Raw genomic sequence first — 22972 nt, 5'->3', positions numbered from 1 at the left:
CGACGAGACCGTGCGCGTGGTCGAGATCGGCGGCCCGTGGTCGCGCGAGCTGTGCGGTGGCACGCACGTCGAGCACTCGTCGCAGATCGGCCCGATCACCGTCATCGGCGAGTCGTCGGTCGGCTCCGGTGTGCGCCGGCTGGAGGCTTACGTCGGCATCGAGGCGTTCCAGTACCTCGCCCGCGAGCGGGCCCTGGTGCAGAACGTGGCCGCCCTGCTGAAGGTCCCCGATGCCGAGGTGCCCGGCCGGGTCGAGGCCCTGGTCGAGCGGCTGCGGGTGGCCGAGAAGGAACTGGAGCGGGTCAAGGCCGCCCAGCTCGTGGCCGGTGCCGGGTCGCTGGCCGACCAGGCGCTGGACGTGCGCGGGGTGTCGTTCGTCGGCGTCGTGCTGCCGGAGGGCACCTCGGGCGCCGACGTGCGGACCATCGCCACCGAGGTGCGCAACCGGCTGGGCGAGCGGCCCGGCGTGGTCGGCCTGGTCGCCCCGGACGGCGACAAGGTGAGTTTCGTCGTCGCCACCACCTCCGCCGCCCGGGACCTGGGGCTGGCCGCCGGCAAGCTGGTGCCCGCCTTCGCCCCGGCCGTCGGCGGTCGCGGCGGCGGCAAGCCGGACCTGGCCCAGGGCGGCGGCACGAACCCCGGTGGCGTTCCCGAGGCCATCACGGCCCTCACGAACGAACTGGACAAGGTGCTTGAACAGCGCTGATGCGCCTGGAGTCGACGACCCGGGCCTCGGAAGGAGGCTCGGCGTCGACGTCGGATCGGTTCGCGTGGGAATTTCTCTCAGCGATCCAGGTGCTTTTCTGGCGACTCCGCTGGTTACCCTGCAGCGTGACGAGAAGCGCGGCTCGGACCTCACCGAGCTCGTACGTCTCGTGGCCGAGCATGACGTCGTCGAGGTCGTGGTCGGTCTGCCCAGGACACTGGCGAACCGGCACGGCCCGGCGGCGGAAGCGGCGACCGCGTACGCTGCCGCGCTGGCCGCACGGGTCGCACCCGTGCCGGTCCGGCTCACCGACGAACGGCTGACGACGGTCGTGGTGAGCCGTGTGCTGGCGCAACGCGGTGTGAAGGGCAAGAAGCAGCGTGCCGTGGTCGACCAGGCCGCCGCTGTGGAGATCTTGCAGTCTTGGCTGGACGCACGGGCACGGTTCGTGGCCGCCCGAAAGGACGAGTTGTGAGCGACGATCTCGGGTTGTTCACCGACCCCGACGTGGACGAACGACGTCCCCTCAACCGCGACCGCGGCCGCGGTCGCGAGCGCGACGACGCCCGTGCGAAGGCGAAGAAGCGCAAGAAGACGATCCTGTGGCTCGTCGTGGCGATGGTGCTCGCCGTCGGCATGGGCGGCGCCTACTACGGCTACAAGGAGCTGCGCGGGATCGGCTCCTTCGAGGACTACGCCGGCGGCGGTGAGGCCGACGCCATCGTCGAGGTCCAGGACGGCGACGTGGTCAGCCAGATCGCGTCGACCCTGTACGACAACGGCGTCATCGCCTCCGCGCGCGCTTTCATCGAGGCCAGCAAGACCGACGCCCGCGTGACGTCGATCCAGCCGGGCTTCTACCTGATGAAGACGAAGATGTCGGGTCAGGAAGCCGTCGCCCGCATGATCGAACCGAAGACGCGCGTCCCTGCCGTCCAGATCGTCGGCGGCCTGAAGCTCACCGACATCCAGGCCAACGGCAAGACCGTCCCCGGCATCTACTCCCAGCTCGCCGTCGCGAGCTGCACGGAGAAGGACGGCCAGAAGAAGTGCCTGTCCGTCGAGGAGATCAAGGCCGCCGCCGAGCAGACCGACCCGGTCGCCCTCGGCGTCCCCGACTGGGCGCTGGCCGACGTGAAGAAGGCCGAGCCCCAGTTCCGGCTCGAAGGCCTGATCATGCGCGGCGTCTACCAGGTCAAGCCGGGCGTCTCCGCCGTCGAGCTGATCCGCAGCGTGATCGTCTCCTCCGCCCAGAAGCTGCAGGGCGTCGGCATCCCCGGCGGCACGGTGAACACGGGCTTCCGCCCGTACGAGATCCTCGTCATGGCGTCCCTCATCGAGAAGGAAGCCATCGAGCCGGACTTCAGCAAGGTCTCCCAGGTCATCTACAACCGCATGAAGAAGCCCATGCCGTTGCAGTTCGACTCGACCATCAACTACAAGCTGAACCAGCCGCACATCCGCACCTCGGACGAGAACCGCGCCTCGGCCGGCCCGTACAACACCTACATCGAGCGGGGCCTGCCGCCGACGCCGATCGGCTCGCCCTCGCAGAAGGCGATCGAAGCGGCGCTCAAGCCCGAGGGCGGCGAGATCCTGTACTTCGTGAAGTGCCAGACGAACGGCACGTCGTGTTTCGCGAACACGTTCGAGGAGCACAACGCGAACGACCAGAAGGCCCAGAGGGACGGCGTCTACTAGTGCGCAAGGCCGCGGTGATCGGTTCGCCGGTCGGGCACTCCCTGTCTCCCGTGCTGCACAACGCCGCGTACGCCGCGCTGGGTCTCGACTGGGAGTACACCCGCCTGGAGTGCTCCGAGGCCGGCGTACCCGCCCTGGTCTCCTCACTGGGACCGGAGTGGGCAGGTCTGTCCTGCACGATGCCGACGAAGCGCGCGGCTCTGGCGGTCGCGTCGTCGGTGACGGAGCGGGCGTCGGCCGTGGGCGCCGCGAACACGTTGGTGCGCGGCGAGTCCGGCTGGCACGCCGACTGCACCGATGTGGACGGTGTCGTGGGAGCGTTGCGGGAGAAGGGTTTCTCCGGCGGGTCGAACGGCGTGGTGCTCGGCGCCGGAGGGACGGCGACGGCGGCGCTGGCCGCGTTCGCCGAGCTGGGCGTGAAGCTGGTCTCCCTGGTGGTGCGGGATCCTGCGCGCGCCGGTGAGGCCCTGGAGACCGCCTCACGGGTCGGGGTGTCGGTCGAGGTGCTGGACCTGTCCTCCGTGGACCTCGCGGTTCTCGCCGGGGCCTCGGACGTCCTGGTGTCGACGGTGCCGGCCGAGGCGACGGTGCCGCTGGCCTCCGCGCTGGCGCGGGCGCCGTACGTGCTGGACGTGATCTACCACCCGTGGCCCACCCCGGTGGCGGCCGCGGTGCAGGTGACCGGCGCGCGGCTCGCGACCGGGCTGGACATGTTGCTGCACCAGGCTTTCGGCCAGGTGGAGCAGTTCACCGGGATGCCGGCGCCGCAGGACGTCATGCGCGAGGCCCTGGCAGCGGAGCTCGCACTGCGTTCCTAGAATGGGCCGGGTGGAGATTCCCGGGCTGGGTCCTGTGACCGAGAGCGACTACGAGACGCTGGTCAGCGCTCCTGTTCCCGTGCCGCTGTTCGGCGGCGCGTCCGTGCCGTTCTCCCTGGAGGGGTACGAGGACGACGACGCGCCGGAGGACTTCCACGCCGCCATCCGGACCTTCCTCTCCCTGGACGTCTCGGCGCTCACCGCGGCGGCACCCGCGGCCTTCGCCTACTACCAGGAGATGCTGGAGGCCTTCGGCGAGGGACTCGACGACTTCCCCCGCATCGCGGGCCCCGAGGAGGTCTGGGACCACGTCACGTTCGACCGGCACGAGGTGACCGTGCAGCGCAACGGCGAGGGCACGCCGGTCTACGTCTCCGTCGAGTGCGAGTGCGCTTGGGAAGAGGAGCACGGGCTGCAACTCGTGCTCCGCGAAGGCGCGCGCGTGACAAGAGTCGGTCCGTACGACGGTCATCTCACCAACGCGTCGGCGTATGGGCGGCCCGAGCTGGAAGACGTGGTCTACGTCCGTTAAGGGCACTTGATGCCCGTGGTCGGCACGCCCTCCACCTTCGCCCGGCTCGCGACGGCCGTGCAGTAGAGCTGGAGCTGAGCCATCTTCGACAGCTTCAGCATGTCCTCGGGCAGCACGATGACGTTGGAGATCGCGTGGACCCGCGACGACGAGGCGGGCACCTCGGTCACCAGGCCGAGCTTGCGCTCCTCCTCGGTCGGCCCGGCGACGAGGAGGTTGATGGCGGTGGCCGTGTCGACGGCGCCGGAGTAGTTCCTGGTGCGGCGGACCAGGTCGGTGCCGTCGGCGGACACCAGGTAGACGGTCAGCTCGTGCGACGAGACGGTGGGGGCCTCGCCGCCGGTCAGGACCGGGGTCGGGCGCACGCCGCAGGCCGCGAGGGTCACCAGGGCAAGCGCAAGGTGAAGACCGCTCCGCCCGACGGCGCGTTGGCCGCCTCGATGGTGCCGCCGTGCAGGCGTGCGTTCTCCCATGCGATCGCCAATCCCAGCCCGCTGCCCTCGGAACGGGAGCGGGCCATGTCTGCCTTGTAGAAGCGGTCGAAGAGGTGGGGGAGGGCCTCGGCGGAGATGCCGGGGCCGTGGTCGGACACCTCGATGACGCCCGGCCGAACCTCGACGCGGACCGGGGCGCCGCCGTGCTTGAGCGCGTTGCCGACGAGGTTGGCCACGATCACGTCCAGGCGGCGCCGGTCCACTCTGCCGACGACGCCCTCCGGCAGCACCGCGTCGACCGACGTGGTCCAGCCGCGGGCGGCCAGGGTGTCGCGCACGGCCGTGCCGATGTCCCAGTCGTCGAGCTCGAGCAGGTTGCGGCCCTCGTCGAAGCGGGAGATCTCCATCAGGTCGTTGACCAGGCGGGTGAGCTTGCGGGTCTCGGCCGACACCAGGCGTGCCGCGACGGCCGTGTCGGGAGGCAGCGTGTCGGCGTCCTCGTCCAGGACGGCCGTCACGGCGTTCATCGCGGTCAGCGGGGTGCGCAGCTCGTGCGACACGTCGGCGACGAACCGGCGGGACGTGGCCTGGGAGGCCTCCAGCTGCTCCGCGGCGCGGTTGAACGTGCGGGCTAGATCGGACAGCTCGTCGGAGCCGCGTTCGTCCACGCGGGTGTCGAGCCGGCCCGAGCCCAGGGCGCGAGCGGCGGCACCGAGACTGCGGACGGGGCGCAGCACGCCGCGTGCGGTGAACAGGGCGAGGCCGAGTGCGAGGGGCAGGACCAGGCTGACGCCCACCCAGGCGGCGGTCGAGAAGCTGTTGATGGCGCTCTGCGTGCTGCCCAGGCCCGTCGCGGCCCACACCTCGACGCCGGTCCGGGTGCCGTCGGGACGCAGCAGGGGGATGCCGACGACGACGTACGGCTCTGCCATGTCGGTGCGGCGCTGCCAGAGGACCGTCGCGCTGGTCTTGAGCGCCGTGCGCATCTCCTCCGGGATGAACGCCGGGTCGGGGCCGCCGGGCGACCGCAGGCCCTCGTAGAGCACGACTCCCTTGCCTCGCAGTAACGACGCGAAATCGTCGAGGTCCTGCTGCGCGGGCGGGACGGTCAGCCGGGGCGCGTACTCGCGGACGTCGTCGACCAGCGGGTTCATGAAACCGTCCTGGGCGTCCTCCAGCAGCAACGTGCGGGCGGTCGCGTAGGAGGCGCCGGCCGCCGCCATGGCGCCCAGGAGGGTCAGGAGCAGGAAAGCGGCCATCAGCCTGGGTTTCAGGCCGCGGAACAACGACCTCATCGCGGCCCGAAGCGGTACCCGAAGCCGCGGACGGTGTGGACGTAGCGGGGTTCGGAGGGCACGTCCTCGATCTTGGCGCGCAGCCGCTGGACGCACGCGTCGACGAGGCGGGAGTCGCCCAGGTAGTCGTGCTCCCAGACGGCCTCGAGGATCTGCTGGCGGGTCAGCACGCGGCCGGGGGTGCGGGACAGTTCGAGCAGCAGCTTCAGCTCGGTGGGCGTCAGCGCGACCTTCACGTCGTTCTTCAGCACCTGCAGGCCCGCGCGGTCGATCAGCAGCGTGCCGTGGCGTTCGACGTTCGAGGGCTCGGAGACGGTCCGCCTCAGCACGGCGCGGATGCGGGCCTCCAGCACGCGCGGCTCGACGGGCTTGACCACGTAGTCGTCCGCGCCCGCCTCCAGGCCCGCGACCACGTCGAAGTCGTCGCCGCGCGCGGTCAGCATGATGATCGGCACCTCGGCCTGCATGCGCATCCTGCGGCACGTCTCGAAGCCGTCGATGCCGGGCAGCATGATGTCGAGGACGACGATGTCGGGACGGGACTCGCGCAGCCTGTCGACGCCTTCCTCGCCTGTTCCCGCGGCCCGGACGTCGTGTCCCTGGCGGCGCAGCGCCAACCCGAGTCCTTCACGCACCGAAGGGTCGTCCTCGACCAGCAAGACCATCGCCACGAGATCCATTATCGGGTGGTCACAGCGCCTGTGCCGGATCTGTAGCCGAACCATGACATGGCGTGGACGCTCCCGTTGAGCGGCGCGCGGAACCTCGATCGCATGGCCGGAAGCTTGCTGGGATTCCTCTTCACGTACTTCGCGCTGGTGTGGACGTCGTTCGGGCAGAAGGCGGAGAACGCCGCGTTGCCCGAGCTCTCGCTGCAACGGTCGTGGGCGTCCAACGTGGACATGGCGATTCTCTTCGCCGCTGTCCTCGTGGTGCTGTTCGCGCACAGGAAGTCGTTGGCGCCGTTGCTCGTGCTCGGAGGTTCGGTGCTGCTCGCGCAGGTCCTGAAGCTCTACGTGCTGGTGCGGCCGCCGCTCGACGACGACGCGGTGCTCGTGCACAACAGCTTCCCGAGCGGGCACACGACGGCCGCGGTGGCGTCGGTGGTCGCGGTGACGATGGCGGTGCCGCGGCGGTTCGCGCTGCTCGTGGCGGTGCCGGGAGCGATCGGCGCGGGAGCGGTGGCGGCGGAGACGGTGTCGCTGGGCTGGCACCGGTTCAGCGACACGCTCGGCGCGGCACTGCTGGTCTCGGCGCTCGCGTTCCTGGTGCTGCGCAGGTGGACCGCGGGACTGGTCGTGCCGCCCGCGCTCGCGGCCTGCGGTGTCTGGCTGGTGGTGACGTACCCCGGCACCACGCCGTCGATGCTCTCGGGCGTGGTGACCGCCGGGGTCGTCCTGCACTTCGGGGTGGTCGTGAGCGGCCTTGCCCATCGGGATGACAGCGTCGCGAAGGACAGGAACCGCCCACGACCGGGGCACGACTCAGGCGTCGTGGTCGGTGGCGATCAGCTCGGCGATGGCCTCCAGAGCGGCGTCCGCTCCGTCCCCGTCGGCGCTGAGCACCACCTCGTCACCGTGCATGGCGCCGAGGGTCATGAGACCCAGAACACTCGCCGCTTCCACGGCTTCGCCGTCGTCCTTGCGGATGGTGACCGTCACCGGCTGGTCGGCGGCGGCCTTCGCCAGCAAGGCGGCAGGCCGGGCGTGCAGTCCGACCTTGCTGGCCACGGTGACCCGTCGCTCGGCCATGATGATTCCTCCCGGTAGAGCTCGTGCTTACTTGTCGGTCCTCGGCTCGCGGACGTCGGTCCGCGTGGTGGCTGCCTCGTCCCGGCCGCCGCCGACGATGCTCTCGTCCGCCTCTGGCGACTCGTCGTCCTCGCGACCGGGGGTCTTCAGGTTCCACTTGGTGATGACGAAGCGGAACAGGAAGTAGTACACCACCGCGTAGATCAGGCCGAGGATGATGAGCAGCCACGGCTTCTGCGCGATGTTCCAGTTCAGCACGAAGTCGATCGCACCGGCCGAGAACGAGAAGCCGTCGTGGGCGCCCAGGGCGTTCGAGATCGCCAGCGACGTACCGGTCAGCACCGCGTGGATCAGGTACAGCGGCCACGCGACGAACATGAACGCGAACTCGAGCGGCTCCGTCACACCGGTGATGAACGCGGTGAGCGCGGCGGAGCCCATGATGCCGCCGATGATCTTGCGCTGGCTCGGCTTCGCGGTGTGCACGATCGCGAGAGCGGCGGCCGGCAGTGCGAACATCAGGATCGGGAAGAAGCCGGTCTGGAACGTTCCGGCCGTCGGGTCGCCCGCGAGGAAGCGCGGGATGTCACCGGTCTTGTCGTTGTAGTCGCCGAACTGGAACCACACGACGTTGTTGACGATGTGGTGCAGGCCGAGCGGGATCAGCAGGCGGTTGACGACGCCGTAGATGAACGCGCCGATGATCGTGCTGCCCGTGACCCACTCACCGATGGCGGTCAGGCCCGCGTCGAACCACGGGTAGACCAGGCCGAGCAGGACGCCGATGATCGTCATGACGGCGGCGACGATGATCGGGACGAAGCGGCGGCCACCGAAGAACGCCAGGTACGGGGGCAGCTTGATGCGGTGGTACTTCTGCCACAGCAAGGCGGTCAGGATGCCGACGACGATACCGCCGAGGACCCCGTAGTTGATCACCTCGGGCTTGGCCGCCGGGTCCGTCGGCTGGTCGAGTACCAGCGGCGACATCGCCTTGAAGACGCTCGTCAGCACGACGTAGCCGACGACGCCGGCGAGGGCGGTGGAGCCGTCACCGCGCCGGGCGAACCCGACGGCGATGCCGACCGCGAACAGCAGGGCGAGGTTGCTGAACAGCGCGTCGCCCGCGGCACCGATCACCGCGGCGACCTCGTTCCAGCCGAGACCGTCCTTGCCCAGCAGGTCGTCCTGACCGAAGCGGAGCAGAAGACCTGCCGCGGGCAGCACGGCGATCGGCAGCATGAGGCTGCGACCGAAGCGTTGCAACGTGGCGAGGCCCTTGATCTCACGACCACCGGTTGCGGCGTCCGTGCTCATCGGGTTCCTCCCTTGGCGGAGTTGTGGCCGGAACCCGGGACGGTCCGGTCCAGTTGCATGGTCACCTGGTAAAGATCGCCCCGGTACCAGGAAGTCACGTCTTCGCAGGGCCTGCCCTCGGAGCTGGCGACCCTCCTGAACACGAGCAATGGGCTGCCCTTGCGGACGTCGAGCGCCTTCGCGGTGTCCGCGTCGGCGGTCTCGGCCCACACGGTCTGCCGCGCGTGGTCGAGCTGGATCCCGTACTTGGCCGCGAACAGCTCGTAGAGCGACCCGGAGAGGTCGCACCGGTCGAGCTCGGGCAGCAGGTGCGGGCTGTACCAGCCGGTCTCGAGCGCCAACGGGGCGCCATCGGCCTTGCGCAGTCGCACGACGCGATAGGCGTACTCGTCGGGTTCGAGTCCCAGCGAGGCCTTCGAACCGGGGACCGCCTGGCCCGCGCTGATCACCTCGGTGCTCGGCTCGATCCCCCTGGCCTTCATGTCCGTGGTGAACGAGGCCAGGAGGTGCTGCAGGTCGTAGCGCCGCTGTGCGGTGAACGTCCCACGCCCCTTGGCCCGCATGAGCAGGCCTTCTGCGACCAGTTGGCCGACTGCGGCCCGCACGGTGATGCGCGAGACTCCGTACCGCTCCGCGAGGTCGCGCTCGGACGGGATCGGCGAGCCGGGTGCGAGGTCCTGCTCAGCGAGCCGGCGCAGGATCTCGCGCAGCTGCGCGTGCTTCGGCTTGGGCCCCTCCACGATCTCGTGCATTCGCTCACCTCCTCGCAGTGGTACTTTCCGGTCTAGACCAGTTGGTGCGGGAGAATGCTCCGCGCACTGAGCGGGTGTCAACCGCTGTTACGGGAACGAGAGGTACGAACGTGGCTGACGAGAAGGCGCAGAAGATCATCGCCGCCCTGGGTGGCGCCGACAACATCGTCGAGATCGAGCCCTGCATCACCCGCCTGAGGTGCGAGCTCGAGGACGGTTCCGTCGTCGATGAGAAGGCGCTGAAGGCGTTGGGGGCACACGGAGTCATGCGTTCCGGCAACGTCGTCCAGGTCGTCGTCGGTCCCGAGGCGGACACCATCGCCTCCGACATCGAGGACCTCCTGTGAGCGTCCGCGTGGGCAGCCCCGTCACCGGTCGCGTGGTCGCGCTCTCGGAAGTGCCGGACCCGGTCTTCTCGCAGGCGATGGTCGGCCCCGGTGTCGCGGTCGAGCCCGTCCGGTCGAAGTCCGACGTGGTCTCGCCGCTCGACGGCACGATCGTGACGCTGCACCCGCACGCGTTCGTGGTCGCCTCCGGTGAGGGCGCCGCGGTGCTGGTCCACCTGGGCATCGACACCGTGAAGCGCAAGGGCGAGGGCTTCGAGCTGCACGTGGTCAAGGGCGAAGAGGTCAGGGCCGGGCAGCGGATCGTGACGTGGGACCCGGCCGAGGTCGAGGCGGCCGGGTTCGCGCCGATCTGCCCGGTGATCGCGCTCGACGCGTCGGCGGACGTGCTGGGCGACCTGGCGCTGGACGTGGACGTGGCGGCGAACGACGCGCTGTTCGACTGGTCTCGCTGAGCTCCCGGGGCCTGTCGTGAACGGACCGTTCACGACAGGCCCGGATTTGGGCTGATGTCACACCGGGCAGGACCGTGGTGCCATGACCACGGTCCTGCTCGCGTTCTCCCTGGGGTCGCTGTGGACGGTCGCCTCCGTCCTCGACGCGCCGCCCTCGTCGTACCTGCTGGCGTGGTTCGGCCTCGTGCTCGCGATGGTCGACCTGCGGCACCACCGGCTGCCGGACGCGCTCACCCTCCCGCTGGCCGCCGCCCTGCTGCTCCTCGAGTTCCACAGGCTGGGAGCCGCCGTGCTCGGAGCGGTGGTCTTCGGCGGCGCTCATCTCGCGGTCCGGCGCCTCCGCCCGGCACTCATGGGCGGCGGCGACGTGAAGCTCGCGTTCGGGCTCGGCGCGCCTCTCGCGCTGTCATCGCTCCTACCTGCGGCGATCCTGTCCAGCGCGGTCACGCTCGTCGTCGCGGCGCTCAGACGCACGCGCGGCGTTCCCCACGGTCCGGGCCTGCTGGCCGCCACCTGGGCGTTGACGACGCTGTGAAAGGATTGTGAACGTGCTGCGCTGGATCACCGCTGGAGAGTCACACGGCCCCGCCCTCGTCGCCGTCCTGGAGGGCATGCCCGCCGGTGTCGAGGTGACCACCGACGACCTCGTCGCCCAGCTCGGGCGCCGCAGGCTCGGGTTCGGTCGCTCGCCCCGGATGGGCTTCGAGCAGGACGACGTCGAGATCCTCGGCGGTGTGCGCCACGGCAAGACGCAGGGCGGCCCCATCGCCGTCACCATCGGCAACACCGAGTGGCCCAAGTGGCAGACGGTCATGTCGCCGGACCCGGTCGACCCGAGCCTGCTCAAGCCGACGGGCCGCAACGAGGCGCTGACGCGGCCGCGTCCCGGTCACGCCGACCTGCCCGGCATGCAGAAGTACGGCTTCGACGAGGCCCGCCCGGTGCTGGAGCGCGCGTCCGCCAGGGAGACCGCGGCCCGCACGGCGCTCGGCACGGTCGCCCGGCAGTTCCTGCAGCAGCTGCTGGGCGTGCAGATCCTCAGCCACGTGGTGTCCATCGGCAAGGCCGTGACGCCGCAGGACGCGGCGCTGCCCACGCCGGACGACCTGGCCGCGATCGACGAGTCGCCGACGCGGTGCTTCGACCCGCGCGGCACCGAGGCCATGGTCGCCGAGGTCGAGGCCGTGAAGGAGGCCGGTGACACGGTCGGCGGCGTCATCGAGGTGCTCGCCTACGGGTTGCCGCCGGGCCTCGGCTCCCACGTGCACTGGGACCGCCGCCTCGACGCGCGCCTGGCCGCAGCCCTGATGGGCGTGCAGGCCATGAAGGGCGTGGAGATCGGCGACGGCTTCACCTCCGCCCAGCGCTGGGGTTCGCAGGCGCACGACGAGATCGACCGCGGCAGCGGCCCGGTCGGCGTGACGCGCCGCTCGAACCGCGCCGGCGGTCTCGAGGGCGGCATCACCAACGGCGAGATCCTGCGGGCGCGCGTCGCGATGAAGCCCATCTCGACCGTCCCGCGCGCACTGTCCACCGTGGACGTCCGCACCGGCGAGGCCGCCGTCGCGATCCACCAGCGCTCCGACGTGTGCGCCGTGCCGCGCGCCGGTGTCGTGCTGGAGTCCGTGGTGGCGCTGGTGCTGGCCGAGGCCGCGCTGGAGAAGTTCGGCGGCGACTCGCTCGACGAGACGCGCCGCAACGCCCACGCGTACCTCAAGGCCCTGGAAGCCCGCTGGGAGGGCATGTGAGCCCCCGCTACGTCGTGGTCGGCCCGCCCGGCGCGGGCAAGACCACCGTCAGCGAGCTGCTGGCGGCCCGGCTCGGCCTGCCGTTCCGCGACGTCGACGCGGACGTCGTCGCGCTCGTGGGCAAGCCGATCTCGGACATCTTCACCGACGACGGCGAGGCCGTTTTCCGTGCCCTGGAAGAGGAAGCCGTCGCCAAGGCGCTCGTCGAGCACGAGGGCGTGCTGGCGCTGGGCGGGGGAGCGGTGCTGTCGGCGACGACCCGCGAACGCCTCCGCGGGCACACCGTGGTGTTCCTGAACGTGGGCATGGCCGAGGGGGTGCGCCGCACCGGGATGTCGTCCGCGCGGCCGCTGCTGTCCGGCCTCAACCCGCGCGCCACGTTCAAGGCGCTGCTGGACGCGCGCCTGCCGCTGTACCGCGAGGTCGCGACGATCGAGGTGCTCACCGACGCCCTCGATCCGGAACAGGTGACCGACGCGGTGATCAAGGGAGCAGAACAGTGACCGAGCCCGTGCGCATCCGGGTCGCCGCGGAGAAGCCCTACGACGTGGTGGTCGGCCGCGGCCTGCTCGGCGACATCGTCGAGTTCCTCAAGGGCACCGCCAAGATCGCGATCGTCCACCAGCCGACGCTCGCCGCGACCGCCGGGGTGCTGGTCGACGAGCTGAAGGCCGCCGGGGCGGACGCGCACCGCGTCGAGGTCCCCGACGCGGAGGACGGCAAGGACCTCGCGGTCGCCGGTTTCTGCTGGGACGTGCTCGGCAAGATCGGCCTGTCGCGCACCGACGTCGTCGTCGGCCTGGGCGGTGGCGCGGTCACCGACCTGGCGGGCTTCGTCGCGTCCACGTGGATGCGCGGCGTGCGCCTGGTGAACATCCCCACGACGCTGCTCGGCATGGTCGACGCCGCGGTCGGCGGGAAGACCGGCATCAACACCGACGCGGGCAAGAACCTCGTCGGCACGTTCTACGAGCCGGACGTCATCTTCGTCGACCTCGCGACGCTGGAGACGCTGCCGCGCAACGAGCTCGTCGCCGGCATGGCCGAGATCGTGAAGGGCGGCTTCATCGCCGACCCGGTCATCCTCGACCTGATCGAGGCCGACCCCCAGGCCGCGCTGGACCCGACCGGCGAGGTGCTGGCCGACCTGGTCCGCCGCAAGATCCAGATCAAGGCCGACGTCGTCACGAGCGACCTGCGCGAGTCGTCCCTGCGCGAGATCCTGAACTACGGCCACACCCTGGGCCACGCCATCGAACGCCGCGAGCGCTACCGCTGGCGCCACGGCGCCGCCATCAGCGTGGGCCTGGTCTTCGCCGCCGAGCTGGCCCGCCTGGCCGGCCGCCTCGACGACGAGACCGCCGACCGCCACAGGTCCGTCCTGCAGCTGCTCGGCCTGCCGACCTCCTACGACCCGGACGCCCTCCCGCAGCTGCTGGAAGGCATGAAGGTCGACAAGAAGAACAAGGCGGGCGTGCTGCGCTTCGTGGTCCTCGACGGCCTCGCGAAGCCGGGCCGCCTGGAGGGCCCCGACCCGTCCCTGATCGCCGCCGCGTACTCCGCGGTCGCCGCCGAGCCCACCTCCGGCACGGGGAAGGTCATGCTGTGAAGGTCCTCGTCCTGAACGGCCCCAACCTGAACCGCCTCGGCACCCGCGAACCGCTCGTCTACGGCAGCACCACCCACGCCGACCTCGTCGAGATGTGCGAGGCCGAGGGCCGCGAGCTCGGCTTCGAGGTCGAGGTCCGCCAGACCAACCACGAGGGCGAGATGGTCGAGTGGCTGCACGAGGCCGCTGACGCGTCGACCCCGGTCGTCCTGAACGGCGCCGCCTGGACGCACTACTCGATCGCCGTCCGCGACGCCTGCTCGCAGCTCACCGCGCCCCTGGTCGAGGTGCACATCTCGAACATCCACCAGCGCGAGGAGTTCCGGCACCACAGCGTCATCTCGGCGGTCGCGAACGGCGTGATCGTGGGCCTGGGCGTCGAGGGCTACCTGCTCGCACTGCGCTGGCTGTCGCTCAGGAAGTAGCCGCTCACGGCTGGTGCGCGAGGTTCAGCACCACCGCGCCGCCGTTGCGGGTCGGAACCAGGGTAGCCACGTAGGTCCCGCTCAGCAGGGAGAACTGCGGCAGCGGGCCGTCGTGAATCCCGTCGTCGCGGAAGAACGCGGTCATCGAGTAACCGGCGGTGACGCGTACGAGGCCGAACTCCTGGTCTGTCGCGATGTCCAGGTTGCCGGCCGGGTCGCCGTGCAGGTTCCACCGGACGTTGCGGTGGAAGGGCGCGCCCGTCGCGTGCGGGCAGCGCCCGTCCATCGGCGAGACTTCCTCGATCATGCACTCGGTGAACTTGAAGCGGATCGCCTCTCTGATCACCTCACGCGTGGGTTCGAGCCCACGCCCGTGCTCCAGCGCACCGGGACCACCGCTGATGATCGGTCCCACGTCCTCGACGGAGGTTTCCTGCCCGCGCCACCGCACGTTGGTGGTGAAGCGGACTGGGATGACCTCGAAGTCGTCACCGCCGTGGTACCACAGCGTCATGATCGCCGAGCCGCTCGCGATGACCCTGCCGTCGTGCCAGACGATCCGCATCCCGTCCCGGGGATCGCCGGCCAATCCCCACGCGACGGTGCCCCTGATCGGTGCGGTGTGGCGCTGCGGGCAGTTCACCGGAACCGGCACGGCCTCCTCCACGCACATGTTCAGCTTGTCCGCGACGAGCCGGGCGATCACGTCCTCGTCGATCCCGAACGGGCGGACGTTCTCGCCCGCCGGAACCGTGGTGTCGGCCGAGACGCTCAACGCGTACTGCTCCCCGCAGACCAGCAACGCCGCCATGATTGCCTGTGCCACCAGACGGACCCTTGTCGAGGTGATCCACCCGCGGCGCGGTGCCCCTTTGTGGAGCAGGATGTCGCCGTGCACCTGGTGGACCTGGACCACCGTGCCCCTGTCGCGGACCTCGCCGGAGATGTCATTGCCCATGCAGACGGCTTCGGCACGGCGCCGGGCCCGATCAACTGCCGGACAGCGGACACCTCGGGAGACGGTGGGATGATTCACCACATCGAGCTATGGGTGCCGGATCTGGCGAGGGCGGAGGCCACGTTCGGCTGGCTGTTCACGGAGCTCGGCTGGACCGGGTTCCAGCGCTGGGACGTCGGCGTGAGCTGGAAGCGCGGCGACACCTACGTGGTGGTCGAGCAGTCCCCGGCGATGACCGGTCCACATGATCGGATGAAAGCGGGCCTGAACCACCTGGCCCTCCACGCGGGCACCCGTGCCGAGGTCGACCGCCTCACCGAGGCCGCCCGGCACCACGGCTGGCGGCTCATGTTCGCCGACAGCCACCCGCACGCGGGGGGACCGGATCACTACGCCGCGTTCCTGGAGAACGAGGACGGCTTCGAAGTCGAGCTGGTAGCCGCCTGAGCGTGCGAGGACGCCGCTCGTACGAGACTGCGCGAGGGCGTGTGCAGGTGCGGAGATGCGGGCTTCGGACCTGGATTCCGTCGTTGCCGCCGGGCGAGCACGAGCCGCTGGTCCAGGGGAGTCCGGCTCGTTCGGCACGTCGGCGCGCTACCTGCTCACGATCAGCCTGCTCACGGTCAGCTCGGCGGACTGGCCTTCTGTGCCAGGAACCCGCCCAGCAGCATCCCGAGCCCCGCAGAGGCCAGCACCAGCAGCGCCGTGAACGCCGCCCCGCCCGTCAGCGCCACCCACAGCGCCTCCTGCCCGGTCTGGTCCACCAGCAGCGAGGACCCGATCACGCCCAGCGCCCCGGCGAACGGCCCGGCGATCAGCGCGGCGATGAACCACTGCATGCCGCGCCCCTCCAGGTCGCGCGCCGCGTCGACCGCGCCCCAGATCACGGCCGCGGCGACCAGCAGGGCCACGGCGATCGGGCGGACCGAGCTCGCCTCGGGGCTGCGGACGGCGACAGCGGACACGCCGGTCTGCACGGCCCCGTGCAGCAGCCCCATCCACAACGCACGGACGAACCAAGGACGCATGCGGACAGCTTAGGACTGGCCGTACGCTGCGGGACATGTCGTCCTACGCCGCACGCCGGACCGCACTGCGCCAAAAGCTCCAGGCCGCGAACCTCGACGCGTTGCTCGTCACGAACCTCCTGAACGTCCGGTACCTCACCGGGTTCACCGGGTCGAACGCCGCCGTGCTGATCGACGTGCGGGACGACGCCGCGTCGGTGTTCTGCACGGACGGTCGCTACCTCACGCAGTCGGCGAGGCAGGTGCCGGACCTGGAGCGGCTCATCGACCGGCCGTGCGACGTCGCGCTCGCGAAGCGGGCCGCGGGCCGGCTCGGGTTCGAGAGCCACCACGTCACGGTCGACGGCATGGAGAACCTCGGGCAGGCCGCGGAGAAGGCCGAGCTCACCAGGGCCGGCGGTCTGGTCGAGACGTTGCGGCTGGTCAAGGACGAGGTCGAGATCGAGGCGCTGCGGATGGCGTGCGCGGCGGCGGACCGGGCGCTGGCGGCGTTGATCGGGCACGGCGGCCTGCGGGCGGGCCGGACCGAGCGCGAGGTCGCGCGCGAGCTGGAGAGCCGCATGCTCGACCACGGCGCGGAGGGGCCGTCGTTCTCGTCGATCGTGGCGTTCGGCGCGAACTCGGCGGTGCCGCACCACTCGCCGACCGACGCGACGCTGCACGCGGGCGACTTCATCAAGCTCGACTTCGGCGCGCTCGTCGACGGCTACCACTCGGACATGACGCGCACGCTCGTCCTCGGCAAGCCCGCCGACTGGCAGCGCGACCTGTACGACCTGGTCGCGCGCTCGCAGGCGGCCGGGCGCGCCGCCCTGAAGCCGGGCGTGGCGGTCAGCGCCGTCGACCACGCGTCGCGCGAGGTGATCGAGAAGGCCGGGCACGGGAAGGAGTTCCTGCACGGCCTCGGTCACGGGGTCGGCCTGGAGATCCACGAGGCACCGGCGTTGTCGAAGGCGGGTGACGGTACACTTTCGGCCGGTATGGCGGTCACCGTCGAGCCCGGCGTCTACTTGTCGGGGCGGGGCGGGGTCCGCATCGAGGACACCCTCGTGGTCCGCGAGAGCGGGCCGGAGCTCCTCACCCTGACCACGAAGGAACTCGTGGTCGTCTGACATCCCCGTCCTACACAGGAGAAATCCCACCGTGGCCACCACGAACGACCTGAAGAACGGCCTGGTGCTGAACCTCGACGGCCAGCTGTGGACCGTCACCGCGTTCCAGCACGTCAAGCCCGGCAAGGGTGGCGCCTTCGTGCGCACGACCCTCAAGCACGTGCTGACCGGGAAGGTCGTCGACAAGACCTTCAACGCGGGCACCAAGGTCGAGACCGCCACCGTGGACAAGCGCGGCATGACCTACCTGTACAAGGAAGGCACCGACTTCATCTTCATGGACGGTGACACCTACGACCAGATCCCGGTTCCGGCCGAGACCGTCGGTGACGCCGCCAACTACATGCTGGAGAACCAGGAGGCGATGGTCGCCACGCACGAGGGCGTCCCGCTGTTCGTCGAGCTCCCGACCTCGGTCGAGCTCGTGATCCAGCACACCGACCCCGGCCTGCAGGGCGACCGCTCCACCGGCGGCACCAAGCCCGCGACGCTGGAGACCGGCGCCGAGATCCAGGTCCCGCTGTTCGTGACGACCGGCGAGAAGATCAAGGTCGACACCCGCGACGGTCGCTACCTCGGCCGGATCAGCGACAAGTCCTGATGGGTGCTCGGAGCAAGGCCCGCAAGCGCGCGGTCGACTTCCTCTACGAAGCCGACCTGCTGGGCACGGACCCGGTGACGCTGCTGGCCGAACGAGTCGGTTCGCCGGACGTCCCGCCGGTGAACGACTACACCGTCTCCCTGGTCGAGGGAGTCAACGCGCACCGCCCGCGCATCGACGACCTCATCTCGGAGCACGCCGAGGGCTGGACGCTGCAGCGCATGCCGGCGGTCGACCGCGCGATCCTGCGCCTCGGCCTGTACGAGCTGCTGTGGGCGGCCGACGTTCCGGACGCCGTGGCCATCGACGAGGCCGTGGAGCTCGCCAAGGGCCTGTCCACGGACGACTCGCCGCGGTTCGTCAACGGCGTGCTCGGCCGGATCGCGGTGATCGCGGACCAGCTGCGCGCTGTCCTGTAGTTCCTCTTCGCCGACGGCTGCTCTTCCCGGACGGGAGGGGCGGCCGTTTTCGTGTCAGAACTCATCAACGACGTTGATGAGTTCCTCGGCCTTTTGGCATTGGACGTCATGTCCCGGCTGCCCCAGGCTGGACGCATGACCAAGGTGACCTGCGATCTCTCGATCTCCCTCGACGGCTACGCGGCCGGGCACAACCAGGCCGAGGACCGCCCGTTCGGCGACGACGGCGGCGACGGCTGGGGCAGCACGCTGCACTCCTGGTACGACGACCCGGCCGAGCAGCGCCACCAGCTGGACCGGCTCGCCGAGACCAGGGCGTTCATCATGGGCCGCAACATGTTCGGCCCGGTCCGCGGCGACTGGGACCGCCCGTGGAACGGCTGGTGGGGCGACAACCCGCCCTACCACGGCCCTGTCTTCGTGCTCACCCACCACCCGCGCGACCCGCAGCCGATGGAGGGCGGCACGACGTTCCACTTCGTCACCGACGGCATCGGAGCGGCGTTCGAGCTCGCGACCGGGGTGCCCGGCGACGGCGCCATCTCCATCCACGGCGGCGCGACGACCGTCAACCAGTACCTGGCCGCGGGCCTGATAGACGAGCTGCGGCTGCGCATCGTGCCGGTCACGCTCGGCGCCGGCACGCGCCTGTTCGACGGCGTTCCCGGCCTGAAGCTGGAACAGCTGGAGTCCAGGTCCGGCAAAGGGTTCACGCACGTGACCTACCGGGTGGTGCGGTGATGGGGCTGCGGCAGTTCATCGACGAGGTGACGCCCGTCGTCGGCAGCACCGACGACCAGCACGAGATCACGAAGCTCGTCGCGGACCAGGTGCGGTCCCTGCTGGACAGCGGCTACCGGCTCCCCACCGGGCTCACCCGCCCGTCGCCCGACCACCACGTCAACTACCCGCTCCACATCGCGCCCGACGGCAGCTGGTCGTTGGCAGTCGTCGTGTGGGCCCCAGGACAACGCACGCCCGTGCACGGACACGAGACGTGGGGTGTCGTCGGCATCTACTCAGGCGCCGAACGTGAGCTCCGGTACGCCAAACCCACCGGTCCCGGCCCGCTCACGCCGCTCGGCGAGCAGGTCTTCCGGCGTGGCGAGGTCACCGTGTGCTGCACGACCGACGACGACGTGCACGCCGTGATGGCCGAGTCCGACGAACCGACCATCGGCATCCACGTCTACGGAGCCGACATCGGCACCATCGAACGCCGCGGGTACGACCCGGAAACCGGTGACGTGCGGTGGTTCGTCGGCGGCTGGCACACGTCTTAACGTGCCCAGCCGCGCCGTTCGCCTTCGTCGATGATGCGCTGAGCCGCGTCCCACAACGGCGTCGATGCATCGCCGATAACCGCCTTGCGCGTACGCACGTCGTTCGCCGTGACGCCAGGAGTGCGCCAGGTGCCGCCCTTGGCCATCCAGTTGAGCAGCAACGGCTGGAGCCGGTCCATCGCCTTGGCGAACCGCGCTTCCGGCGTCTTCCTCGCCTCGAACTCGTCGAACAGCGCCCGCATCTCACGACCCGAGTCCGCCGGTAGGAGCCCGAACAGCCTGTCCGCGGCCGCTTCCTCACGTTCCTGCTGGGTCACGCCCGCCTCGGTGTCGTAGAGCGGCGTGTCACCCGCGTAGATCTCGACGAGGTCGTGGACGACGACGAGCTTCATGGTGTGGCCGACGTCGATCGGTTCGTCGGCGTACTCGGCGAGGGTCATCACCATGAGCGCGAGGTGCCACGAGTGCTCCGCGTCGTTCTCACGCCGGTCCGCCGCGGCGAGAGGCGACTGGCGCAGCACCGTCTTCAGCTTGTCGACCTCGATCAGGAACGTGAGGTGGTCGCGCAGCCGGGAGTCCAGAACGGAGGGCAGCGGGTTCGAGTCGGCGAGGAGTCCCGCGTCGGAGGTGGTCACGTTGTCAGCACCTTACCGGCCGGCGGCAAGGAACTCCTCCCACGTGCGGGTGCCGCGCACGCCGTCCGGCGTCAGGTTGCGACCGGCCCGGTAGGCCTTCCCCGCCTTGCCCGGAAGCCGCAGCCCCACCGTGAGGCGGCGCTTGCCCGTGGTCGTCAGGTAGTCCCGGACCAGCTCCCTCATGTCGTAGTCGGCAGGCCCCGCGAGGTCCGCGACGCGCCCGGCGGGCTGACCGAGAGCCAGCTCGACCAGCCTGAGCGCCACGTCGCGGACGTCGACCGGCTGCAGCCGCATCCCCGGCACCGGCACGACCGGGAGCTTCGCGAGACCCCGGACCACCGTCAGCGTCAGGTCGTGGAACTGGGCCGCGCGCAGGACCGTGAACGGGATGCCCGACGCGGCGATCGCCTCCTCACAGGCGAGCTTGGTCCGCAGCCACGCCAGCGGGACGGTGTCGGCGCCGATCACCGAGACGAACACGAGGTGCCGGACGTCCCCGCAGGCCGCGAGCAGGTTCCTGGTCGCCACGTCGTCGCCCTTCTGGCCACCGGCGAGGTGCACGACGACGTCGGCGTCGATCCGCGGGACGTCGCCGGCCAGCAGGTCGCACGCGATGTCGCCGTGCCTGCTCAGGGTCGTGACCTCGGCGCCGGTCTCGCGCAGCAGCGCGACGACGTGCTTGCCGAGTGTTCCGGTGCCGCCCGTGACGATGATCCTCATGATTACCCTCCTGGTTGAGTCGTTGCCCGGTCGACCCGGCGGCGCCGGAGAACGTGACAGCGTGTGGGTCAGGTCACAGGGGGAAGCTTTGATCGCGCAGTTCGAACAGGAGCGCACGCGGTTGCGCGCCGTCGCCCACCGCATGCTCGGGTCGTTCGCCGAGGCGGACGACGCGCTGCAGGAGGCCTGGCTGCGCACCGACCGCGCCGACACGAGCGAGGTCGAGAACCCGGCGGCGTGGCTGACCACCGTCGTCGCCCGCGTGTGCCTGAACATGCTGCGCGACCGGCGTGAGCACGCCTTCGAGATGCCGGACCCGGTGATCGACACCGCCGAGGAGCCCGAGCAGCGGGCCGTCGCGTCCGACGAGGTCGGGCTCGCGATGCTGATCGTGCTCGACACGCTGAAGCCCGACGAACGGCTCGCGTTCGTGCTGCACGACATGTTCGCGGTGCCGTTCGACGACATCGCGCCGTTGATCGACAAGACGCCCGCCGCGGCCCGGCAGCTCGCGTCCCGTGCGCGCAAACGCGTGCAGGACCGACCGGCGCCGAACGTCGACCTGCCGAAGCAGCGGGAGGTGGTGCGGGCGTTCCTCAAGGCCTCCCAGGAAGGCGACCTGGAGGGGCTGGTGTCGGTGCTGCACCCCGACGTCGTGCTGCGCGCGGGTGCGCTCGAGGTCATCGGAGGCCGGGCCGTCGCCGGGCGCGCCAACCTGTTCCGCAGGTTCGCGTCGACGGCGGAGGTGCGTTTCGCGGTCATCGGGGGAGAGGCGGGCTTCGTGAGCCGGGTCGATGGCGTGCTGTTCTCGGCGATGTCGTTCACCGTCCGGGATGGACGGATCGCCGCGATCCACGTGATCCAGGACAGGGAGCAGCTGGCCGCGCTTATTCCGTGAGCATCACCACTGCGGTCGCTGGTCACGACTCCGGGCCGCCGAGTGTCTGTACCAAGTAGGCGCTCGGACGGAGGGGGACCACCACGTGGATCAGGAGAACCAGCTCGCCTACCGCATGCTCGGCCGTTTCACCGAGGCCGCGGACGCCGTGCGCGAGGCACGCCGCAAGATCGAGAAGACCGGCGAACCGGGCTGGCTGAGCACCGTGGTCGCACGGGTCAGCCTCACGATGCTGCGCGTGCGGGCCCGGCGCGGCTTCGAGATGCCGGACCCGGTGGTGAGCTCCGGCCCGAACGACGAGGTGGGCCTGGGCGTGCTGACCGCGCTCGACGCCCTGACGCCGGACGAACGCGTGGCCTACGTGCTGCACGACATGTTCGAGGAACCGTTCGAGCAGGTCGCGCCGCTGATCGGCAGGACACCGCTGGGCGCGCTGCAGGTCGAGGCGCGGGCGCGTCAGCGGGTGGAGGGCCGGCCGGTGTCCGATGTGGATCTCGACGGTCAGCGCGACGTCGTGGACGCGTTCGTGGCGGGGGCCGACGTGCTGGACGCCGACGTGACGCTGCGGTCCGAGGACGTCTGGCTGCGCGGCGCGGGCATGGTCGCGCCCAAGGCGAGGCTGCTGCAGGGGCCGTGGACGGTGCCGGCGGTGGTCGGCGGCGAGGCGGGGCTGATGTCGGTGGTCGACGACAAGCCGGTGGCGCTGGTGTCGTTCACGGTGCGCGAGCGGAAGATCGCGGCGATCCACGCGATCACGGACCGGGAGCACGTCCGGCGCGTCGTGCCGCAACCCGCGGAGTTCGCGCTCACCGGGTGAGACGCGGCGCGGTTGTGACGGGAAAGCGGCAATGGCTCCCCCGACGTCCTCAGGGCGACTGACAGGACGTCGGGGGAGCCACTGCTCCAGGAGAAAGCGCGGAAGCTCAGTCTTCCTTCGCGGGTCGCGCCTCGGGGGGCAGCACACCCCAGTCGATGAGCTGCTCGGTGAGCTCGCCCGGCGTCATGTCGTAGATGATCGCGAGCGAACGCAGGTCCTCGGTGCGGATGGAGAGCACCTTGCCGTTGTAGTCACCGCGCTGCGACTGGATGGTCGCGGCGTAGCGGGCCAGCGGCCCGACCTTCTCGACCGGCAGCTGCTGCAGCCGTTCGAGGTTGATCACGATCTTGGTGGCCGGCTCGGCGCCCGAGGGCACGCGGCCCTCCGGCAGGAGCTCGGCGACGGGAACCCCGTAGAAGTCGGCCAGCTCGGCCAGCTTCTGCACGGTCACCGCGCGGTCACCGCGCTCGTACGAGCCGACGACCACGGCCTTCCAGCGACCGCCGGACTTCTGCTCGACGCCGTGCAGGGACAGACCCTGCTGCTGGCGGATAGCGCGGAGCTTGGCCCCCAGCGCCTTGGCGTAGTCGCCCATGTGGCGGTTCTCCGTTCAT

31 protein-coding genes and 1 pseudogene are annotated in these 22972 nt (G+C 70.5%); 21 read left to right on the top strand and 11 right to left on the bottom strand.

Translation table 11 applies throughout. The features are described 5' to 3' along the window. The 5 genes from VM306_RS21740 to VM306_RS21720 form a co-directional block, all read left to right on the top strand. On the top strand, positions 1-706 hold a 706-nt coding region (locus VM306_RS21740; protein ID WP_325517925.1), incomplete at its 5' end, for a DHHA1 domain-containing protein. Beyond that, positions 693-1181 (top strand): Holliday junction resolvase RuvX, encoded by a 489-nt coding sequence (ruvX, locus tag VM306_RS21735; protein WP_325517923.1) that lies wholly within the window; start codon positions 693-695, stop codon positions 1179-1181. The genes VM306_RS21740 and ruvX, both read left to right, overlap by 14 nt. Continuing rightward, entirely contained in the window at positions 1178-2407 is a 1230-nt protein-coding gene (gene mltG, locus VM306_RS21730; protein WP_325517921.1) for an endolytic transglycosylase MltG, read from the top strand. The genes ruvX and mltG overlap by 4 nt, the downstream gene beginning before the upstream one ends. After that, on the top strand, positions 2407-3225 hold the full coding sequence (locus VM306_RS21725) for a shikimate dehydrogenase (protein WP_325517919.1): 819 nt from the start codon (positions 2407-2409) through the stop codon (positions 3223-3225). The genes mltG and VM306_RS21725 overlap by 1 nt, the downstream gene beginning before the upstream one ends. A 10-nt stretch (positions 3226-3235) precedes the next feature. Continuing rightward, positions 3236-3757, top strand: coding sequence for a DUF6985 domain-containing protein (locus tag VM306_RS21720; RefSeq protein WP_325517917.1), 522 nt, complete (start codon positions 3236-3238; stop codon positions 3755-3757). Here VM306_RS21720 and VM306_RS21715 read toward each other — a convergent pair. Genes VM306_RS21715 through VM306_RS21705 form a run of 3 tightly spaced genes read right to left on the bottom strand, consistent with a single transcriptional unit; the run spans position 3754 to position 6157 of the window. Next, positions 3754-4143, bottom strand: a complete 390-nt coding sequence (locus VM306_RS21715; protein ID WP_325517915.1) for a hypothetical protein — start codon at positions 4141-4143, stop codon at positions 3754-3756. The genes VM306_RS21720 and VM306_RS21715 overlap by 4 nt on opposite strands. Continuing rightward, positions 4140-5450, bottom strand: a complete 1311-nt coding sequence (locus VM306_RS21710; protein ID WP_325517913.1) for a HAMP domain-containing sensor histidine kinase — start codon at positions 5448-5450, stop codon at positions 4140-4142. Before VM306_RS21710 ends, VM306_RS21715 begins: the two co-directional genes overlap by 4 nt. Before the next feature lie 32 nt (positions 5451-5482). Further along, entirely contained in the window at positions 5483-6157 is a 675-nt protein-coding gene (locus tag VM306_RS21705; protein WP_325517911.1) for a response regulator transcription factor, read from the bottom strand. Between the two features lie 57 nt (positions 6158-6214). Here VM306_RS21705 and VM306_RS21700 point away from each other — a divergent pair. After that, positions 6215-6751: pseudogene (locus VM306_RS21700) on the top strand (phosphatase PAP2 family protein); the annotation flags it as partial. A gap of 219 nt (positions 6752-6970) precedes the next feature. Here VM306_RS21700 and VM306_RS21695 read toward each other — a convergent pair. Genes VM306_RS21695 through VM306_RS21685 form a run of 3 tightly spaced genes read right to left on the bottom strand, consistent with a single transcriptional unit; the run spans position 6971 to position 9306 of the window. Beyond that, entirely contained in the window at positions 6971-7237 is a 267-nt protein-coding gene (locus tag VM306_RS21695) for an HPr family phosphocarrier protein (RefSeq protein ID WP_325517928.1), read from the bottom strand. 27 nt (positions 7238-7264) lie between these two features. Continuing rightward, positions 7265-8554, bottom strand: a complete 1290-nt coding sequence (locus VM306_RS21690; RefSeq protein ID WP_325517909.1) for a PTS transporter subunit EIIC — start codon at positions 8552-8554, stop codon at positions 7265-7267. Then, positions 8551-9306, bottom strand: coding sequence for a GntR family transcriptional regulator (locus tag VM306_RS21685; RefSeq protein ID WP_325517907.1), 756 nt, complete (start codon positions 9304-9306; stop codon positions 8551-8553). The genes VM306_RS21690 and VM306_RS21685 overlap by 4 nt, the downstream gene beginning before the upstream one ends. A gap of 110 nt (positions 9307-9416) precedes the next feature. Between VM306_RS21685 and VM306_RS21680 the strand changes: the two genes are divergently transcribed. From VM306_RS21680 to aroQ, 7 genes are all read left to right on the top strand, one after another. Continuing rightward, complete coding sequence (locus tag VM306_RS21680) at positions 9417-9653, top strand: PTS glucose/sucrose transporter subunit IIB (RefSeq protein ID WP_325517905.1); 237 nt, start codon at positions 9417-9419, stop codon at positions 9651-9653. Beyond that, positions 9650-10105, top strand: a complete 456-nt coding sequence (locus VM306_RS21675; protein WP_325517903.1) for a PTS glucose transporter subunit IIA — start codon at positions 9650-9652, stop codon at positions 10103-10105. The genes VM306_RS21680 and VM306_RS21675 overlap by 4 nt, the downstream gene beginning before the upstream one ends. 82 nt (positions 10106-10187) lie before the next feature. Next, entirely contained in the window at positions 10188-10640 is a 453-nt protein-coding gene (locus VM306_RS21670; RefSeq protein WP_325517901.1) for a prepilin peptidase, read from the top strand. Between the two features lie 13 nt (positions 10641-10653). Beyond that, positions 10654-11853, top strand: a complete 1200-nt coding sequence (gene aroC, locus VM306_RS21665; RefSeq protein ID WP_325517899.1) for a chorismate synthase — start codon at positions 10654-10656, stop codon at positions 11851-11853. Continuing rightward, positions 11850-12356, top strand: coding sequence for a shikimate kinase (locus VM306_RS21660; protein ID WP_325517897.1), 507 nt, complete (start codon positions 11850-11852; stop codon positions 12354-12356). The genes aroC and VM306_RS21660 overlap by 4 nt, the downstream gene beginning before the upstream one ends. After that, positions 12353-13462 (top strand): 3-dehydroquinate synthase, encoded by a 1110-nt coding sequence (aroB, locus tag VM306_RS21655; RefSeq protein WP_325517895.1) that lies wholly within the window; start codon positions 12353-12355, stop codon positions 13460-13462. Before VM306_RS21660 ends, aroB begins: the two co-directional genes overlap by 4 nt. Continuing rightward, on the top strand, positions 13459-13887 hold the full coding sequence (aroQ, locus tag VM306_RS21650) for a type II 3-dehydroquinate dehydratase (RefSeq protein WP_325517892.1): 429 nt from the start codon (positions 13459-13461) through the stop codon (positions 13885-13887). The genes aroB and aroQ overlap by 4 nt, the downstream gene beginning before the upstream one ends. Positions 13888-13891: 4 nt before the next feature. Here the strand turns inward: aroQ and VM306_RS21645 are convergent, their stop codons facing one another. Next, positions 13892-14845 (bottom strand): hypothetical protein, encoded by a 954-nt coding sequence (locus VM306_RS21645; protein WP_325517890.1) that lies wholly within the window; start codon positions 14843-14845, stop codon positions 13892-13894. A 69-nt stretch (positions 14846-14914) separates the two neighbouring features. Between VM306_RS21645 and VM306_RS21640 the strand changes: the two genes are divergently transcribed. Then, positions 14915-15292, top strand: coding sequence for a VOC family protein (locus tag VM306_RS21640; protein ID WP_325517888.1), 378 nt, complete (start codon positions 14915-14917; stop codon positions 15290-15292). 176 nt (positions 15293-15468) lie between these two features. Here the strand turns inward: VM306_RS21640 and VM306_RS21635 are convergent, their stop codons facing one another. Beyond that, positions 15469-15873, bottom strand: a complete 405-nt coding sequence (locus VM306_RS21635) for a B-4DMT family transporter (RefSeq protein WP_325517887.1) — start codon at positions 15871-15873, stop codon at positions 15469-15471. Positions 15874-15908: 35 nt separating this feature from the next. Here VM306_RS21635 and VM306_RS21630 point away from each other — a divergent pair, with 35 nt between their 5' ends. The 5 genes from VM306_RS21630 (at position 15909) to VM306_RS21610 (ending at position 19288) form a co-directional block, all read left to right on the top strand. Further along, positions 15909-16985: a Xaa-Pro peptidase family protein gene (locus tag VM306_RS21630; protein WP_325517885.1), complete on the top strand. Its 1077-nt coding sequence runs from the start codon at positions 15909-15911 to the stop codon at positions 16983-16985. A 31-nt stretch (positions 16986-17016) separates the two neighbouring features. Further along, entirely contained in the window at positions 17017-17586 is a 570-nt protein-coding gene (efp, locus tag VM306_RS21625) for an elongation factor P (RefSeq protein WP_325517883.1), read from the top strand. Further along, positions 17586-18005, top strand: coding sequence for a transcription antitermination factor NusB (nusB, locus tag VM306_RS21620; RefSeq protein ID WP_325517881.1), 420 nt, complete (start codon positions 17586-17588; stop codon positions 18003-18005). Before efp ends, nusB begins: the two co-directional genes overlap by 1 nt. A 135-nt stretch (positions 18006-18140) precedes the next feature. After that, the gene (locus VM306_RS21615) at positions 18141-18746 is read left to right on the top strand and encodes a dihydrofolate reductase family protein (RefSeq protein WP_325517879.1); all 606 of its coding nucleotides are present in this window, start codon (positions 18141-18143) and stop codon (positions 18744-18746) included. Further along, positions 18746-19288: a hypothetical protein gene (locus VM306_RS21610; protein WP_325517877.1), complete on the top strand. Its 543-nt coding sequence runs from the start codon at positions 18746-18748 to the stop codon at positions 19286-19288. Before VM306_RS21615 ends, VM306_RS21610 begins: the two co-directional genes overlap by 1 nt. Here VM306_RS21610 and VM306_RS21605 read toward each other — a convergent pair. After that, on the bottom strand, positions 19285-19923 hold the full coding sequence (locus tag VM306_RS21605; RefSeq protein WP_325517875.1) for an HD domain-containing protein: 639 nt from the start codon (positions 19921-19923) through the stop codon (positions 19285-19287). The genes VM306_RS21610 and VM306_RS21605 overlap by 4 nt on opposite strands. Before the next feature lie 12 nt (positions 19924-19935). Then, positions 19936-20643: an SDR family oxidoreductase gene (locus VM306_RS21600; protein ID WP_325517873.1), complete on the bottom strand. Its 708-nt coding sequence runs from the start codon at positions 20641-20643 to the stop codon at positions 19936-19938. A gap of 88 nt (positions 20644-20731) precedes the next feature. Here VM306_RS21600 and VM306_RS21595 point away from each other — a divergent pair, with 88 nt between their 5' ends. Together VM306_RS21595 and VM306_RS21590 are read left to right on the top strand one after the other, a co-directional pair. Beyond that, positions 20732-21541 (top strand): sigma-70 family RNA polymerase sigma factor, encoded by an 810-nt coding sequence (locus VM306_RS21595; protein WP_325517870.1) that lies wholly within the window; start codon positions 20732-20734, stop codon positions 21539-21541. An 85-nt stretch (positions 21542-21626) separates the two neighbouring features. Continuing rightward, positions 21627-22358: an RNA polymerase subunit sigma-70 gene (locus VM306_RS21590; protein ID WP_325517868.1), complete on the top strand. Its 732-nt coding sequence runs from the start codon at positions 21627-21629 to the stop codon at positions 22356-22358. A gap of 106 nt (positions 22359-22464) precedes the next feature. On the opposite strand, the gene VM306_RS21585 is transcribed toward VM306_RS21590, so the two are convergent. Continuing rightward, positions 22465-22953 carry a transcriptional regulator gene (locus tag VM306_RS21585; RefSeq protein WP_030471611.1) on the bottom strand — a complete coding sequence of 163 codons (489 nt, stop codon included), beginning with the start codon at positions 22951-22953 and terminating at the stop codon, positions 22465-22467. Positions 22954-22972 lie beyond the last annotated feature (19 nt).

The sequence above is a fragment of the Lentzea sp. genome, assembly GCF_035525475.1.
Lineage (GTDB): Bacteria > Actinomycetota > Actinomycetes > Mycobacteriales > Pseudonocardiaceae > Lentzea.
The sequence above is the reverse complement of the archived record's forward strand: the minus strand, read 5'-3'. Positions and strand labels throughout refer to the sequence as shown.